At 28.0% G+C, this 16,396-nt stretch carries 17 protein-coding genes and 1 pseudogene; 9 read left to right on the top strand and 9 right to left on the bottom strand.

Features of this window, described 5'->3' with window-relative positions:
* Positions 1 to 32: 32 nt before the first annotated feature.
* A complete protein-coding gene (locus K0040_RS02810; RefSeq protein WP_228107454.1) occupies positions 33 to 629 on the top strand; it encodes a cytidylate kinase-like family protein in 597 nt (198 codons plus the stop codon).
* Between the two features lie 83 nt (positions 630 to 712).
* On the opposite strand, the gene K0040_RS02805 is transcribed toward K0040_RS02810, so the two are convergent.
* On the bottom strand, positions 713 to 1,351 hold the full coding sequence (locus K0040_RS02805) for an HAD family hydrolase (RefSeq protein WP_228107453.1): 639 nt from the start codon (positions 1,349 to 1,351) through the stop codon (positions 713 to 715).
* A 435-nt stretch (positions 1,352 to 1,786) separates the two neighbouring features.
* Between K0040_RS02805 and K0040_RS02800 the strand changes: the two genes are divergently transcribed.
* On the top strand, positions 1,787 to 2,428 hold the full coding sequence (locus K0040_RS02800; protein WP_228107452.1) for a hypothetical protein: 642 nt from the start codon (positions 1,787 to 1,789) through the stop codon (positions 2,426 to 2,428).
* Positions 2,429 to 2,478: 50 nt separating this feature from the next.
* Here the strand turns inward: K0040_RS02800 and K0040_RS02795 are convergent, their stop codons facing one another.
* Complete coding sequence (locus tag K0040_RS02795) at positions 2,479 to 3,429, bottom strand: urease accessory protein UreH domain-containing protein (protein ID WP_228107451.1); 951 nt, start codon at positions 3,427 to 3,429, stop codon at positions 2,479 to 2,481.
* 156 nt (positions 3,430 to 3,585) lie between these two features.
* On the opposite strand from K0040_RS02795, the gene K0040_RS02790 reads away from it, so the two are divergent.
* From K0040_RS02790 to K0040_RS02780, 3 genes are all read left to right on the top strand, one after another.
* Positions 3,586 to 4,254, top strand: coding sequence for a response regulator (locus K0040_RS02790; RefSeq protein ID WP_228107450.1), 669 nt, complete (start codon positions 3,586 to 3,588; stop codon positions 4,252 to 4,254).
* The gene (locus K0040_RS02785) at positions 4,244 to 5,347 is read left to right on the top strand and encodes a sensor histidine kinase (RefSeq protein ID WP_228107449.1); all 1,104 of its coding nucleotides are present in this window, start codon (positions 4,244 to 4,246) and stop codon (positions 5,345 to 5,347) included. Before K0040_RS02790 ends, K0040_RS02785 begins: the two co-directional genes overlap by 11 nt.
* A 96-nt stretch (positions 5,348 to 5,443) precedes the next feature.
* The gene (locus K0040_RS02780; RefSeq protein ID WP_228107448.1) at positions 5,444 to 7,927 is read left to right on the top strand and encodes a heavy metal translocating P-type ATPase; all 2,484 of its coding nucleotides are present in this window, start codon (positions 5,444 to 5,446) and stop codon (positions 7,925 to 7,927) included.
* A gap of 41 nt (positions 7,928 to 7,968) precedes the next feature.
* Here K0040_RS02780 and K0040_RS02775 read toward each other — a convergent pair whose 3' ends face one another.
* Positions 7,969 to 8,304, bottom strand: a complete 336-nt coding sequence (locus tag K0040_RS02775) for a hypothetical protein (RefSeq protein ID WP_228107447.1) — start codon at positions 8,302 to 8,304, stop codon at positions 7,969 to 7,971.
* 142 nt (positions 8,305 to 8,446) lie between these two features.
* On the opposite strand from K0040_RS02775, the gene K0040_RS02770 reads away from it, so the two are divergent.
* Positions 8,447 to 8,854 carry a VOC family protein gene (locus tag K0040_RS02770; protein ID WP_228107446.1) on the top strand — a complete coding sequence of 136 codons (408 nt, stop codon included), beginning with the start codon at positions 8,447 to 8,449 and terminating at the stop codon, positions 8,852 to 8,854.
* 135 nt (positions 8,855 to 8,989) lie between these two features.
* Complete coding sequence (locus tag K0040_RS02765; protein WP_228107445.1) at positions 8,990 to 9,340, top strand: MarR family transcriptional regulator; 351 nt, start codon at positions 8,990 to 8,992, stop codon at positions 9,338 to 9,340.
* Positions 9,341 to 9,415: 75 nt separating this feature from the next.
* Here K0040_RS02765 and K0040_RS02760 read toward each other — a convergent pair whose 3' ends face one another.
* The 6 genes and pseudogenes from K0040_RS02760 to K0040_RS02740 form a co-directional block, all read right to left on the bottom strand.
* On the bottom strand, positions 9,416 to 9,733 hold the full coding sequence (locus K0040_RS02760; protein ID WP_228107444.1) for a DUF1540 domain-containing protein: 318 nt from the start codon (positions 9,731 to 9,733) through the stop codon (positions 9,416 to 9,418).
* Between the two features lie 11 nt (positions 9,734 to 9,744).
* Positions 9,745 to 10,290: an NADH peroxidase gene (locus tag K0040_RS02755; RefSeq protein ID WP_228107443.1), complete on the bottom strand. Its 546-nt coding sequence runs from the start codon at positions 10,288 to 10,290 to the stop codon at positions 9,745 to 9,747.
* 122 nt (positions 10,291 to 10,412) lie between these two features.
* Positions 10,413 to 10,964: a helix-turn-helix domain-containing protein gene (locus tag K0040_RS02750; RefSeq protein WP_228107442.1), complete on the bottom strand. Its 552-nt coding sequence runs from the start codon at positions 10,962 to 10,964 to the stop codon at positions 10,413 to 10,415.
* Positions 10,965 to 10,993: 29 nt separating this feature from the next.
* The gene (locus tag K0040_RS02745; protein WP_228107441.1) at positions 10,994 to 11,893 is read right to left on the bottom strand and encodes a glycyl-radical enzyme activating protein; all 900 of its coding nucleotides are present in this window, start codon (positions 11,891 to 11,893) and stop codon (positions 10,994 to 10,996) included.
* An 11-nt stretch (positions 11,894 to 11,904) separates the two neighbouring features.
* Positions 11,905 to 12,354 carry a glycine radical domain-containing protein gene (locus tag K0040_RS20980; RefSeq protein ID WP_331476265.1) on the bottom strand — a complete coding sequence of 150 codons (450 nt, stop codon included), beginning with the start codon at positions 12,352 to 12,354 and terminating at the stop codon, positions 11,905 to 11,907.
* A pseudogene (locus K0040_RS02740) lies at positions 12,337 to 14,277 on the bottom strand (glycyl radical protein); the annotation flags it as partial. The gene K0040_RS20980 and the pseudogene K0040_RS02740, both read right to left, overlap by 18 nt.
* Before the next feature lie 243 nt (positions 14,278 to 14,520).
* On the opposite strand from K0040_RS02740, the gene K0040_RS02735 reads away from it, so the two are divergent.
* Entirely contained in the window at positions 14,521 to 15,420 is a 900-nt protein-coding gene (locus K0040_RS02735) for a phosphate ABC transporter substrate-binding protein (RefSeq protein ID WP_228107440.1), read from the top strand.
* 108 nt (positions 15,421 to 15,528) lie between these two features.
* The gene (gene pstC, locus K0040_RS02730) at positions 15,529 to 16,395 is read left to right on the top strand and encodes a phosphate ABC transporter permease subunit PstC (protein WP_228107439.1); all 867 of its coding nucleotides are present in this window, start codon (positions 15,529 to 15,531) and stop codon (positions 16,393 to 16,395) included.
* Position 16,396: the final 1 nt, after the last annotated feature.

Below are 16,396 nucleotides of genomic sequence, written 5' to 3'. Positions count from 1 at the left end.
CTTTAACATTTATTTTAAAATGGGGGATACTTATGAAAGATAAGTTTGTAATTACTATTGGCAGAGAATATGGCAGTGGTGGTGGAGAAATAGGAAGAAGATTAGCTGCGTACTTTGATATACCATGCTATGATAAAGAATTGCTAACTATGGTTGCAAAAGAAAGTGGATACTGTAAGGAATACTTTGAGAAATATGATGAAAAGCCATTAAAAGTTTTGAGTTACTTCGGATATGACTACGGCTCAAATAATTTACCTATTAATCACCAATTATTTTTAAAACAATTTAATTTGATACAAAAACTTGCCAGTGAAAAATCTTGCATATTTGTAGGAAGAGCATCAAATTATGCATTAAAAGAGTTTGATAATGTATTTAATATATTCATTCATGGAGAATTTGAGTTTAGGAGAAAAAGAGCTATAATTGAACATAATGTAAAGAAAGAGATAAGTGCTTCTGTTGTAAAAAAAATAGATAAAGAAAGAGCATCTTATTATAAATACTATACAGACTCTTACTGGGGAGATGCAAAGAACTATCATTTATGTTTAGATACTAGCTTTATGGGAATAGATGAGGCAACAAGGATGATAATAAACTTTGTAGAAAAAAGATACAAATAATCAATTAGTATATAAAAAACTAATTAAAAAAGCTGGACATATTTATTATATGTCCAGCTTTTTAATTACTGTAAATTTATAATTTAAACATTTACAGAATCTAATATATTAGTTTTGCATAATTCCTTTGGAGTTGAAAAATGAATATCACACATAGATTTACATTTTTCATGAGCTCCCCATAATGCTAAACCAAAATCCATTTGTGCATTTCTAGCACACTCTATATCAAAATAAGTATCACCTATAAATAATGCTTCTTCAGCTGGAATTTTTGACTGTTGAAGAATTTTTAAAAGTGGATCTGCACTTGGTTTTGGATGTTCAACTTCATCTATACAAACTACATAATCAAAATAATGGTTAATATTGAAGTGTTTAACTGTTGTATCATATTCAAATCTAGTTTTAGAAGTGGCAATAGCAAGAATAACGTTATTTTTTCTTAAGTATTCTAAAGTATCTTCAATTTCATCAAATAATTTTATCTCTTCTTTATAATCATCCACATACTTAATCCACTTACTATAACTAAATCCATTATCACTAATACCAAAATTTGAAAAGACTTCATCTCCCGTCATACCAATAGCAAATTCTAAATCTTTTAAGCTTACTTTTATATTATGATGTTCATTTAAACATTTTTGTAATCCTTTTAGTACAGCAGATTCTGTATCTAATAATGTGCCATCAATATCAAAAATTATTAATTTATACATATATTACTCCTTTTAAACCCTATTTTGGCAATTTTAATCTTAATAAAAATTATACATTATTTTACAATAAAATACATAGTATAAATTTTTTTAATAAACAGTGAAAGATATCCTAAAAATTTAAGATAGTGTAATAGATTTTACTTTAGTTCTCTTTATGAATTGTGAAGATTTTATAGTCAATGAATTTGATGTTGCAATGTGAAGAGGATAATCGAACATAGATAGTTTAAAATATGTTGTACCAATTTATCCATTTAATACAATGGCTTTATTAAGGGAAAACTTCAATTTTAAAGGTGTAAATAAATATATTTTAAAATACAATAATTAAAAATGTATCAAATAATGTCACTAAAGGTACGTATAAAGAATAAAATATTGAAGAGGTATATTAAATAAGGTAGCAATTAAAATATGGGAGGAGATAATAAAATGACTATGAAAGATGACTCAAAAAATAATAGTTGTGAGGAGTGCAAAAAATGTAAAAAAACTTGTCCTTGTGGCTGTGAAAAGATATGCATATGCAAATGTGATAAACTATCTTATAACAATAATAATTGTTGCTATTTGCAACCAAAGGATATATGTATAGTACAGATTAATGATCCAAAATTATTACAAATAATAACTGATAATCAAAATTTACATCTTACAGCAGTACCTCTTGAAATAAATACATCATCTTATAAAATTGAATCAAGTGTTATTCAAAGACCTAATGATACTTTAACAATAAATGAATTAGGTATTTATTCTATATATGTTTCTTTAAAATATAGTTTTAAGTTTAATGAAAACGCAAAAGAAGGAGATGTATTTAGAGTCGGTTTTAAGATAGATGGAAATAATGAACAATTGTTTTCAATAGATAATACAATAATTGTACCAAGTATTGATGATGGAGAGAGTGGCGAAATAAGCAACACAATTCAAGGTACTAAACTACAGATTGTGCAAGAAAACTTACCTTATAAAATTAATATTTCTTTAAAGGAATTTGGATTTAATTTAACGGTTTTGAATCAAATAATAATTTCAGATTTAACTATAATTATTGAAAAAAAAATTTAAATAAGCAAATAAACCGATAATATTGTATTAAATTTTATCGGTTTATTTTTTTATATAAAATGTAGTCTGGGGTTCATCATAAGAATACCAAGTATAACAATTAAAATTCCTGCATATTTGTATATTCTTTCGTTGAATGATTTACACATTCTAGATGAGACATAAGCAAATGATAACATAATAGGAAGTGTTCCTAATGAAAATACAAACATAGACGAAACGCCCATAACAAAGCTACCACTAGCTAAAGCATAGAGTTGCATTGTTTGTAGGGGACCACATGGCAAAAATCCACTTAAATAACCTACTATAAATGGATTTTTATGATTATTTACACAAGTACTTTTTTTGAAAAATATGGGAACCTTAATATTATTTAATATTTTAATTCCAATCATATGAAGTCCAGAAATTATCATAAAAACACCAGCAATTATTTTTATAAAGTTTTGAATTTGAATAGTGGCAGAAAAAATTGAACCAAGAGCACCAACAATTCCTCCGATAATAGTATAAGAGATTATGCGTCCACTATTGTAAAGTAAAGCAATTTTAAAAGATGATTTTTTATCATTTATATTTTCGTCTTTATTTATGGTTTGTGTAAGTAAAATACCTCCACACATTCCAACACAATGAAATGATGTAAAAAAACCAAGTACAAATAACATCATAAAAGAAGTTTCAACACTTGTGAAAGAAGTATTTGATCCTGTTAAAGGATTATTTCCAAGGAAAAACATAGATATTATCACAATACTTAAAGCTAAAACTTTTATTAACATATTATTACTTGAGGAAAAGCCAGAATTTTTAATAGCTAATTTGATTTTATCATCATTACATAATTCATTTTCATAAGTGACTATGACCATAGAGTTATCATGGTCAGCGTCTATATTTACAATGCCTTGTAGTTTATTAATTTCTTTCTCAACTGCCACTTCGCAAGAGTGACATTTCATTCCATAGACATGAAAGAATTTAGTAATTTTACTCATAATATTACCTCAATTTTAAAATAAGTTTATATTATGTATATTATATTCTATAATTATGAAAAAATAATGAAGAATAGTAATACTTAAGTTAAAAATTCATAAAAAATATATAATTATATGATATTGTAAAATTATAAGGAAATTTTAGGAGGATTTATGTTTAATATATTATTAGTTGATGATGAAAAAAAAATAACAGAAGTTGTAAAGGCTTACCTAGATAAAGAAGGTTATAATACCATAGTAGCCTATGATGGTAATGAAGCATTAAACTTATTTAATAATAATGAATTAGATTTAATAATTTTAGATAGAATGTTACCAGATATAAGTGGTGAAGAAATTTGTGAGAAAATAAGAGAAACATCTTTAGTACATATAATAATGTTAACGGCAAAAACTGAAGATGAAGATAAAATAGATGGATTTAACTTGGGATGTGATGATTATGTTTGTAAGCCATTTAATGTGAAGGAACTAGTTTTGAGGGCCAAGGCAGCACTTAGAAAAATAAAAAAAGAAGAAATTATAAAAGTTAATGATGAAATAGAAATTAATACATTATCTCATGAAGTCAAAATAAGAGATAAGGATGTAAATCTGACAAATACAGAATATAAGTTATTATTATTATTTGTAAATAATCAAAAGAAAATTTTTACGAGGGAAGAATTATTAGAGCTAGTAACAGATAATTATTATGAAAAGTTTGATAGAATCATAGATGCGCATATTAAAAACTTAAGACAAAAAATAGAAGAAGATACTAAAAAGCCAAAAATAATACAAACAGTTTATGGAGTGGGGTATAAATTTGGAATTTAACAAGAAAAAACTAAACCTTAATAAGAAGTTAATATTTTATTTAGCTATGGTAATGATAGGAATCATCCTAATAATGGCTATAAGTATTAACTTATCAGTGGAAAAGAAAATTATATATTATTCTTCAAATATGGTGGAATTATCTAAACAATCTTTAGCTAAAAATAGAAAATTATTTTTACAAGATATTACTAACTTAATTATAGGAATATCTTTGCTTATGATTATAGTTTCAATATCAATTTCTATTTTTTTATCTCAAAAAATTTCAAAACCTATAATTGTTGTGTCAAAAATGACAGATTTTATAAAAAGAGGAGGATATGATCAAACATTAGAATATGAAAGTTCTATTGTGGAAATAGATGATTTAATAAATTCTATTAATGAGCTATCGAGAGAATTATATAAAATGGAGGATATTAGAAAAAAATTAACGTCAGATATTTCCCATGAACTTAAAACTCCTCTAACAAGTATACAAACACATTTAGAGGCAATGATTGATGGAATATGGGAACCATCACAAGAAAGATTAAACAGTGTAAATGAAGAAGTAATTAGGCTTAATCATTTAGTAAATCAATTGAAAAATCTTACTAAATATGACAGTGAAAAAACCAAGCTAGAGATAAGTGAAGTTGATTTAAAACAATTAATTAAAAACATTATATATAATAATCAAAGTTTTGCATTTGAAAATAATATAGAAATAGAGTATGAATTGGAAGAAATTACAGCAAGAGTAGATAAAGAAAAAATAACTCAAGTTATAGTTAATTTAATATCCAATGCTATAAGATATACTAATTGTAATTGTAAAATAGAAGGGGAAATTATTATTAAATTATATAAAGAAGATGACTTTATTAAAATAATTGTAAAAGACAATGGCATAGGAATACCAGAGGAAAGTTTGGATTATATATTTGAAAGATTTTATAGAGTAGACAAATCTAGATGTAGAAATACAGGTGGAACAGGAATAGGACTTACCATATGCAAATCTATAATTGATTTACATAAAGGAAAAATAGAAGTTAGAAGCAAAGTAAATGAAGGTAGTGAGTTTATAATTACTCTTCCTTCTTAAAAATTTTTATCTTCATAAAATATTCATAAAGTTATTATAGCATGTTATTGTAGCAAGATAATAATACTAAAAATGACTTATGAAAGGAGAAAAATCATGGATAATAAAATAAATGTTGATGATATAAAAATAAGTGGAATGACATGTGCATCTTGTGCAAAAGCTGTAGAAAGAGCAGTGAAAAAATTAGACTCAAGCGTTGAAGCTAGTGTTAATATGGCAACAGAAAAATTGAGCATATCTTATGATAAAGAAAAAGTAAAAAATGAAGATATAAAAAATGCCATAGAGAAAGTTGGCTTTACAGTAGTAAAAGAAGAAAAAAATAAAGAAGTAATAATACCAATAGGTGGAATGACATGTGCATCTTGTGTAAAAGCTGTGGAAAGAGCAGTTAAAAAACTAGATGGGGTAAAAAATGTTCAAGTTAATTTAGCAACAGAAAAAGCAACAATAAATTATATACCAAGCAAAGTGAAATTATATGAAATAAAAGATATTATTGAAAAAGCTGGATTTAAAGTTTTAGAAATGGGAAAAAAAGTAACAGTTGATGATGATAAATTAAGAAAAGAAAAAGAAATGAAAACTTTGTTTAATAAATTTCTAATATCAGCTATATTTGCAGTTCCATTATTTTATATAGCAATGGGTCCCATGATACCAGCACCAATTGGACCCTTACCACTACCACAAATAATAGATCCTAATGTAAATCCCTTAAACTTTGCACTTACTCAATTATTTTTAACTATACCAATAGTTATAGCAGGAAATAAGTTTTTCTCTAAAGGAGTTAAATCCATGATAGCCAAAGCGCCAACTATGGATTCATTAATAACTATAGGATCAAGTGCAGCGCTTATATATAGTTTATACTCACTATATTTAGTATATAGTGGTGACAAAATGGCTGTGCATCATATGTATTTTGAAAGTGCAGGTGTAATAATTACTCTTGTATTACTTGGAAAATATTTTGAAACTCGTGCTAAAGGAAAAACAGGTGAAGCTATTAAAAAGTTAATGGGGCTAAGCCCTAAAACGGCGATAATAGTTAAAAATGATAAAGAAATAGAAATACCAATAGAAGAAGTTGAAGTTGGAGATATTATAGTAGTTAAACCAGGCTCTAAGATACCTGTAGATGGTACTGTTGTAGAAGGACATACTTCTGTAGATGAATCAATGTTAACAGGTGAAAGTATACCAGTAGAAAAAAATATTGGTAGTTCAGTAGTAGGAGCTAGTATAAATAAAAATGGAATTATAAGATTTAAAGCTGAAAAAGTAGGTAGTGATACAGCAATATCTCAAATAATAAAATTAGTAGAAGATGCTCAAGGTTCAAAAGCACCTATAGCAAAATTAGCTGATATAATTGCAGGTTATTTTGTTCCAGTAGTTGTGGTTATAGCTATAATTGCAGGATTTTCTTGGTTTATAGCAGGTAAAGGAGCAGTATTTTCACTAACAGTATTTATAGCAGTTTTAGTTATAGCTTGTCCATGTGCTCTAGGTCTTGCAACACCTACAGCTATAATGGTTGGAACAGGTAAAGGAGCAGAAAATGGTATTTTAATTAAAGGTGGTCAAGCTCTAGAAACTACTCATAAAATTAATACGATAGTATTTGATAAAACAGGTACAATTACTGAAGGTAAACCAGTAGTTACAAATATAATAACCCATGGAAATATTACAGAAGAAGAATTATTAAAAGTAGCAGCAAGTGCAGAAAAATCTTCAGAACATCCTCTAGGAGAAGCTATAGTTAGAGATTGTGAAGAGAAAAATCTTGAATTTTATAAACTAGATAAATTCATGGCAATACCAGGTCATGGTATTGAAGTTGTTATAAATGGAAGTGACATTCTACTTGGAAATAAAAAATTAATGAAAGATAAAAATATAGACCTTGAAGATTTAGAAGAAAGATCTGACAAGCTTGCAAGTGAAGGAAAGACACCTATGTACATTGCAATTAATAATAAAATAGGTGGGATAATAGCTGTTGCTGATATAGTTAAAGAAAATAGTGCAAAAGCTATTAAAAAGCTTCATGACATGGGAATAGAAGTGGCTATGATTACTGGAGATAATATAAAGACAGCTCAGGCAATTGCTTCTCAAGTTGGAATAGATAGAGTTTTAGCTGAAGTTTTACCAAAAGATAAATCTAGTGAAGTTAAAAAACTTCAACAAGAAGGTAAATTTGTTGCCATGGTTGGTGATGGAATAAATGATGCACCAGCTTTAGCCCAAGCAGATATTGGAATAGCCATAGGAAGTGGTACGGACGTGGCTATGGAATCGGCAGATATTGTTTTAATGAGAAGTGATTTGTTAGATGTACCAACTGCCATAAGACTTAGTAAAAGTACAATGACGAATATAAAAGAAAACTTATTCTGGGCATTTGGATATAACATAATAGGTATACCAGTAGCAGCTGGAATTTTATATTTATTTGGTGGTCCGCTTTTAAGTCCAGTAATAGCAGCTCTTGCTATGGCATTTAGTTCAACATCAGTCTTATTAAATGCATTAAGATTAAAAAGATTTAAAGTAGAAAAATAAATTAAAAAGGCTAATCTAAAAATAGATTAGCCTTTTATGCTTTAATAAAGGGGAGGAAGGAATCTAGTAGTTGTAGTAAATGAAAATAAAGAAATTCGTTTTACAGTGCTACCCCATTTATGATCATAAGTGTTAGAAATATCTTTTTGAATATCGTTTATTATCCAATCCAAACCAAAATCATTATCATAACTGGCCACAACGTAGAAATAATTTTGTTTTTCATTGCTCTGGTATAGTTGTAATCCTAGATAGTATTCACCATATTTATTTAATAAGTAATTATTTAGATTACAAGAAAATTCTTTATAAGATTTTTCAAGTCCTAAATCAACAATAATTTCATTAACATTATATAAAATATCAACATAATCCAATGTTTTAACCTCCAATACATGATTATTAAATATTTGTATTACATTTTATGGCGAGGGATGATATTGGTTACTATATTTTTTATAATCGTGTAAAATAGAGATATAATATTTCAAAATATATTAAATGAAAGAGGAGAAGATTATGAGCATAAAGATGATACATCATGTTTGTATTCAAACAGAAAACTACAAAGAGTCATTAAACTTTTATAAAAATATTTTAGGATTTGAAGTAATAAATGAAACAAAGAATTTTCATGGAAGAGATTATAACACATGGCTAAAATTACAAAACTTTATGATAGAATTACAAACACCTAAAAGTAATGATAGCTTCAACAAGTGGAGTAATTTAAATGCAGGACCAGTGCATATGGGATTTATAGTAGAGAGTGTTGAAGAGGAATATAATAGAATAAAAAATTTAGGATATACAGATTTTAAAGTTAAAAATGGAGAAATAGTATATAAAGTAAAAGGTGAAAGTTTATTTAAAATAAAAGCTCCAGAGGGAACAGAAATAGAAATAAGAGATACAGACATAAAATAGAAACTAATGATTTAACAACCTAATACTTTACCATGTCAAATAATATTGATATACTTGACAGTATCAAATATTAAAGGCGTGATTTTATGAATAAATTAGATGTATTTATAAAAGAATTGTGTGGAGTATTTAGCAATGAAAATCTTATGTGAATACAGATTAACGCTTAATATGTGGCGTTGCATGATGATAATAGAAAATAATAAAAGTTGCAATTCAAAAGATATAGCCCTGTCGCTGAATGTGAATAATGCTATTATTACTAGAAATATAAAAAAGCTGGAAGATTTGAATTATGTAGTAAAAGTTAAGAGATTAAATGATAATAGTTTTTTTGACTTATGCCTTACAGATGAGGGTATATCAATTTTTAAATTAATTAATGAATATCAAGAAAAATGGTATGAAAAAGTAATAAAAAATTTTAATAAAGAAGAATCAGATACTTTAATCAATTTACTACATAAGCTTTGTAGTAATATTTAAATTTTAAGTATAATAAATAAAAAGTAGATAGTGTTAAACTATCTACTTTTTATTTATATAATTTTAGAAAATAATTTATACATGCTTAAATGTAGAACAATTTGTTTCAGTATATATGTTAACATTTGTTCCATCTACATTAATAGTTTCCGCAGTGCAAGCTAAGTTTCTATTGTATACACAAGTTTGGACTGTACAAACTAGAGCATCACATTCACCAGAAGAATTTGTATTATTAGTTAAAGTAGAATAATCTCTTTCATCTAGGAAGTTTCCACAACATGTATTACATGAATCTTTTGCTTTACCACCCTTAATATTAACTATATTTGAATAACAAACACTAGATTTATTATGAGAACAATTAGTTACATTGCAATTAATTTTCGACATTTCAAAACCTCCTATTTAGAAAAATATCTATCTAATAAACCTTTAAAAGCTCTACCATGTCGAGCTTCGTCTTTACACATTTCATGAACAGTGTCATGAATAGCATCTAGATTAGCTTTTTTAGCAGCTGTAGCTAATTCTTTCTTGCCTGAACAAGCACCAAACTCAGCTTCAACTCTAGCAGATAGATTTTGTTTAGTACTAGGGTAAACAACTTCGCCTAAAATCTCAGCAAATTTAGAAGCATGTTCAGCCTCTTCCCAAGCTATTCTTTTGTAAGCTTCCGCAACTTCAGGATAGCCTTCTCTATCAGCTTGTCTACTCATAGCAATATACATTCCAACTTCTGTACATTCACCCAAAAAATTAGCTCTTAAACCCTCAATTATTTCAGGGTCTATATCTTTTGCTATACCTATTCTATGCTCGTCTGCCCATACCATTTCTTCTTTTGATTCTATGAACTTGTCAGCTCCAACTTTACAAATTGGACAAATTTCAGGAGGCGCATCTCCTTCATGTATATATCCACAAACAGTACAAATAAATTTTTTCATTCATTACACTCCTTTGTTTATTTATGTAACAATTTTATTATTTTCATAAATGAATAAATATATGCATTTGAAAAATTAAAATACTATAAACGAGTAATAAATACACTAATTGATGATAAGTATTATTTATAGATTTCTATATTATAAAAAACTGTTTTTTTATCACCGCAATTTTTATAAGAGTGATTTAAGCTACCATCAAATTTTAATGAATAATCTTTTTCTAATATAAAAGTCTTATCTTCAATAGTAAGTTCTAAGGAACCTTCTGTAACCATGACTATTTCTTCCAATACATTTTTGTGCATTGCAGATATATGTTTGCAGTTTACATCTAATTCTATAATAAATACATCCATTCTACTTTTTGAATCAAAGGGGAATATAGGGAAAAGCCTCATATGAGTATTTTCTTCTTGAACCATTTCAACATCTTCTTTTTTTACAAGAATTAATTCTCTAGAGTTATCGTCTAAAAGAGAAGTGAAGTTAACTTTAAGACCAGAAGAAATTTTCCATAAAGTAGATATTGTAGGACTAGATTCACCTCTTTCAATTTGGCCTAACATGGGTTTACTAACACCAGTTAATTTAGATGCTTCATCTAAGCTTAGTCCTAAATCATTTCGTATTTTTCTTAAGTTTTGCCCAACTTTTGGGATTTGTGTCATCATAAATTCATCTCCATAATTTATTATGGCTATTAGTATTTCATAACTTCAACGCCACAGTTCTTAACAACATCTTCTAACTTTTTCATAGTTTTATCACTTGGAACTTCATATTTATGAATATAATCATCTAAACCTAAGTTTTTATATTTATCTATGCCAAACATATGATAAGGAAGAAGTTCTATTTTAGGTGATTTAATATTTTTTTTTACAAACTGAGATGTGGAAGTAATATTTTTAATATCATCATTAAATCCTGGAATAACAGGAATTCTTATAACCATACTTTTGTTTATTTTAGCCATTTTCATAATATTTTCAAGGATTAATTCATTGCCAAGACCTGTGTACTCCTTATGCTTATTGCTATCCATATTTTTTATATCAACAAAGATATGATCTAGATTTTGGAAAATATCTTCGCATTTTTTGAAGTCAAAAACTCCGCAAGTTTCTATGGCAGTATGAATTCCTTTATTATAAAAATGATAAACTAGCCTCCTTAAAAATTCAAGTTGATACGTAGGTTCCCCGCCAGAAAATGTTATTCCGCCATTTGAATTTAAAAAGAAAATCAAGTCTTTTTCAATGGAATTTATAACATCGTCAACAGTCATTAGATGAATCATTTGACTTATGGCATTTTGAGGACAGTGTTTAATACATTCACCACATAAATCACATTTTTTATTTATTTCATTTCTGTTAAATAAAGAAGAAATATTTTTGTGACAAATATTTATGCATTTTTTACAATCTATACAATGTTCTCTTGAAAGACCTAGTTTTACAATTCCGCTCCATGAATTAGGATTAGAGCACCATCTGCATTTTAGAGGGCAGCCTTCTAAAAATACAGTAGTTCTTATTCCATCACCATCATTAACTGAAAATTTTTGTATGCGTACAACTTTTCCAATAGTAGTCATTTTATCACCAACTAAAACTCACAGTGAGCATTTCTAGCTATAATTGCATCTTGCATTTCTCTTGATAAGTTAACAAACTGAGTAGAATATCCTGCAACTCTAACTAATAGATCTCTATATTCATCTGGGTTTTCTTGTGCTTTTAACAAAATTTCATTTGATACAGTATTAAATTGAACATGGAAAGCTCCAAGAGCAAAATAAGATTGTATCATAGAAGCTAAGTTTCTTTGACCTCTGGGCGTAGATACCAAATCATGATTTAATCTTAAGTTAAGCAGTGTACCTCTAGAGTGCAAATCATGATTTATCTTAGCAGCTGACTTCATTGCAGCAAGAGGAGTGTCTGTATCAGTTCCTGCATAAGGGGAAACTCCTTCTGTAAGAGGAGCTCCAGCTTTTCTACCATCTGGAGTGGCTCCAATTATTCTACCTGTTGGAATATAATTTGATATTCCCATAAAAGCAGAGTTAAATGGAGAACCAAATATATCTTTGTATTGTCTTGTTTCGTGATAATAGAAGTTTGATATTTCTAAAGCTATTTGGTCTACATAATCATTATCATTTCCGTATTTAGGAACATTTTCAGTTAATTTTCTTAGTTCATCATGGCCTTCCCAGTTGTCGTTTAGCGCTTTATCTATTTTATCTAAAGTAGTAACTTGGTCTTCAAATACTAATTTTTTTATTATAGCTAAACAGTTTGATACTTGGCCTAGACCTATTCCAGTAAGTACAGGACCTACATTATATTTTGCTCCTCCTTTAGATAAATCCAAACCTTTTTCAAAGCATCCATCGACACATATTGATAAAAATGGTATTGGAACAACTTCAGTATGAACTGTTTGCGCTATGGTACTTCCTATTACAGAGTGTCTTATTAAGTAAGCAAATTGTTTATAGAAAGCTTTCATTAATTCTTCGAAAGAAGTAAAAGAAGTAATTTTTTTTTCAGCTAATCCCATTTTTTCTCCAGTCATTCTAGAATAACCTTGATTCATGGCATATTCTAAAGCAGCAGAGAAGTTAACGTTTACAGCAGAAGTCCATTGACCCGTCTTTCTAAAATGAGGTACGACACAGCCACAGTTATTCCAGTCTTTTGCATCTTGTGGACCATATCCATTTTGAAGCAACATTTGGCAACCACAAGAATCAGAGTGGATTGCAGGGAATCCACTTCCATCAGCAACTAAATCACAAACTGCTATTATAAAATCATCTGGAGCTCATGGATGAATTCTTACACTAAGACCAGGTTGATGAGTTTTTATATCTTTAGTTGCTTTTAAGCAAAGGTAAGATAAATCATTAGTTGCGTCAGAGCCGTCACGTTTTCTACCGCCTACAGTTAAGTTTTGGAATTGGTTGTATCCAGCAAAATAACCAGATGTATTTTTTGATATTGTCCAAACCCATTCAGAGAATTTTAACCATAAAGCTTCTATTAATTCTAGTGCACCATCTTCAGTAATAAGACCTGACTTTATATCATTTTCGTAATAAGGATACATATATTGATCAAATCGTCCAGGATTTAAAGCTAAAGGATTTTCAGTTATGATTGCACCTAATTGAACAAACCAAACAAATTGAATTGCTTCATAAAAACTTTGAGGAGGATTAGCAGGAACTTTTCTACATACTTCTCCTATTTTTATTAATTCTACTTTTCTAGTTTGATTTTTTTCATTTTTACTTATTTCAAATGCTAAATCAGAATATCTTTTGGCTAAAGTCATAATTCCATCACAAGTTATAACTAAAGACTTATAAAAATCTACTTTTTCTATATTTTTAGGAATTGCTATATCTAAAGTTTCAATTTTTTCTAAAGCTTCTTCTTTTATTTTTGTATATCCTTTTGCAAATAATATATCTTCATAATCAGGAGTAACTTCACCAACAGCCTGGCGCCATTTTGAGTCATTATCTATAATTCCCGTATCAATTAATATTTTTGCAGTGTCTTTTGGAATCCTTTTTAAAAACTTATCTTCAAGAGATTTACCATCCCAATATGGAAAGATTTCTTTTCTCATAAATTCTATTTGAATATCATCCATTTTATAAGGATCTTGACTTCTAGTAGAGAATTTGTCCATTTCTTTATCTACCCACCTCCATGAAAACTCAGGAGTAAGTATACCTGTTCTTTTGAATTCACCAGCAGTACCTACCACAAGTTCATCTTGAAATATTGTTATTGGAAGTTTTTCACAAACCGCTAAATAAGCTTTTGCACTTCTTATACACATGGGTTCCCCTTCAGTTTCTTTGTATGAGTCAGTGTAAATTTTAGCTCTTTCAGTACTTATAGCTGGTTTAGTGGAAACATATTCTTGTCTAAATTTTTCTATTCTTTTACTTATACTCATAATATATCCCTCCCAATTTTTAATTTGTATGCTATTTTATATATTTATTATATTATAGTATACTGATATTGCGATATTCACATAAATAATTAATAAAAAGAAAAATATATTTATAGATAAAAACTATAAAAGCATAGATAATATTTAGTGTTTCAATACACAAAAGATTTTTATTACAAATATTTCCATAAAACTTGTGATAAAATGAATTTGTAGAAATTTAACGAAATAGGGGGATTAGAAATGAAAAAGAAATTTTGGGCTATATTTATGTCTATGGCTATGATGTTATCATTAGTTGCTTGTAATAGTGGAGAAAAAGATAAAAGAGATTCAAAGGATAAATCACAAATAATGTTTATAGGTTCATCAACTTTAGCTCCAGTTATGTCAAAAATATCATTAGAATTTATTGAGTCTTATGGAACTTGGAATAAGGTAAATAAAGACTTTTCAGAAGATAATATAGAAATATACGTATCAGCAGGTGGTTCAGGTCAAGGTGTACAAGCTGTAATTGATAAGACAGCAAACTTTGGTATGGTTGCAAGAAAAGTAAAAGACGAAGAAAAAGAAAAAATAAAAAATGAAAAAGAGTATCAAGTAGGAATAGACGCATTAACGATAGCTGTTAATCCTAAAAATCCTATATTAAAAGTAAAAGATAATTTAACATCAGAAGAGATTGCAAAAATATTTTCAGGAGAATATAAAACTTGGAAAGATGTAGATTCATCTTTACCAGATAAAGAAATAGTTGTAGTAACAAGAGACATTGGTGGAGGAGCCCATGAAGTATTCCAAAAAGCTATAATGGGAGAGAAAGAAGTAAAAGCTGATGCTATACAAGCCGCTTCTATGGGCGCTTTAGTATCTAAAGTAATAGAAAATGAATACGCTATAGGATATGCTTCATATGGTGTTGCAAACCAAAATGATGGTAAAATATCTAAATTAAAAGTTGATGGTGTAGAAGCTAATGCAAAAAATATATTAAGTGGTGATTACAAAATACAAAGACCTTTATTAATATTAGGTAGTGGAGACCCAACTGCTGAACAAAAAGCATTTATAGACTATGTTTTAGGGACAGAAGGACAAGCTATGGTAGAAGAATTAGGATTTATTCCAATGAATAAATAAAAAATATAAATATTTTCTAAAAAGAGCTTATTATTTTGTATTTAAGCTCTTTTTTAGTTGAAATTTATTACAATTAAATTAACTATAAATAATTAAGAAGGTGATTTATTGAAGTATATAAAAGACAGTTTTATTAAATATGTTTTGTTTTTAACCGTCATATTGTTTTTATTAATAGTAGTATCTTTATTTGCATGTGTAACAATAGAAAGCATTCCTTTCTTTAAAGAAATCGGTATTAATGGATTTATTATTTCGGGAGGATGGAATCCTTTAAAATCAGAAGCTAGCTATTCTTTGTTGCCTATGATTTTAGCAACACTATATGTTTCATTTTTAGCTGTATTTATAGCTCTTCCAATAGGGCTAGGATGTGCTATTTTCCTAAGCTTTTATAGTAAAAAGAGTGTTTCAAAGACTATACTAGCATGCATAGATTTATTGGCGGGTATTCCATCTGTTATATTTGGCTTTATTGGTTTGGTAATAATAGTGAAGTATTTTGAAATATTTTTTAATATGACATCAGGAGAATGTGTATTAGCTGCAGGAATATTGCTAGCAATTATGCTATTGCCATATATAATATCAAATTGTAGTGAATCCATAGATGAAGCTAAAAATAAATTTGAAATAGAGTCTTTATCTTTGGGAGTATCTAAAGAATATACTATAAAAATTGTTATACTTCCATCAATAAAAAACAGTATTTATTCAGCTATAATGATGTCATTTGGAAGAGCTATGGGAGAAACGATGGCCGTGATGATGGTAATGGGAAACTCTCCAATAATGCCTAGATTATTTTCTAGAGGGGAGACTATACCTTCATTGACAGCATTAGAAATGGGAACAGTTCAGTATGGTAGTTTACATTCATCTGCCTTATACGCAGCGAATGTGGTTTTAATATTTTTACTTATAATAATTTTTGCCATAGCAAAATACTTAAAAATTAAGAGCAGAATGGAGTAAA

This window comes from Terrisporobacter petrolearius (assembly GCF_020748185.1).
GTDB classification, from domain to species: domain Bacteria; phylum Bacillota; class Clostridia; order Peptostreptococcales; family Peptostreptococcaceae; genus Terrisporobacter; species Terrisporobacter petrolearius.
Note: the sequence above shows the minus strand (reverse complement) of the source record. Positions and strands in the feature narration are given on the sequence as shown.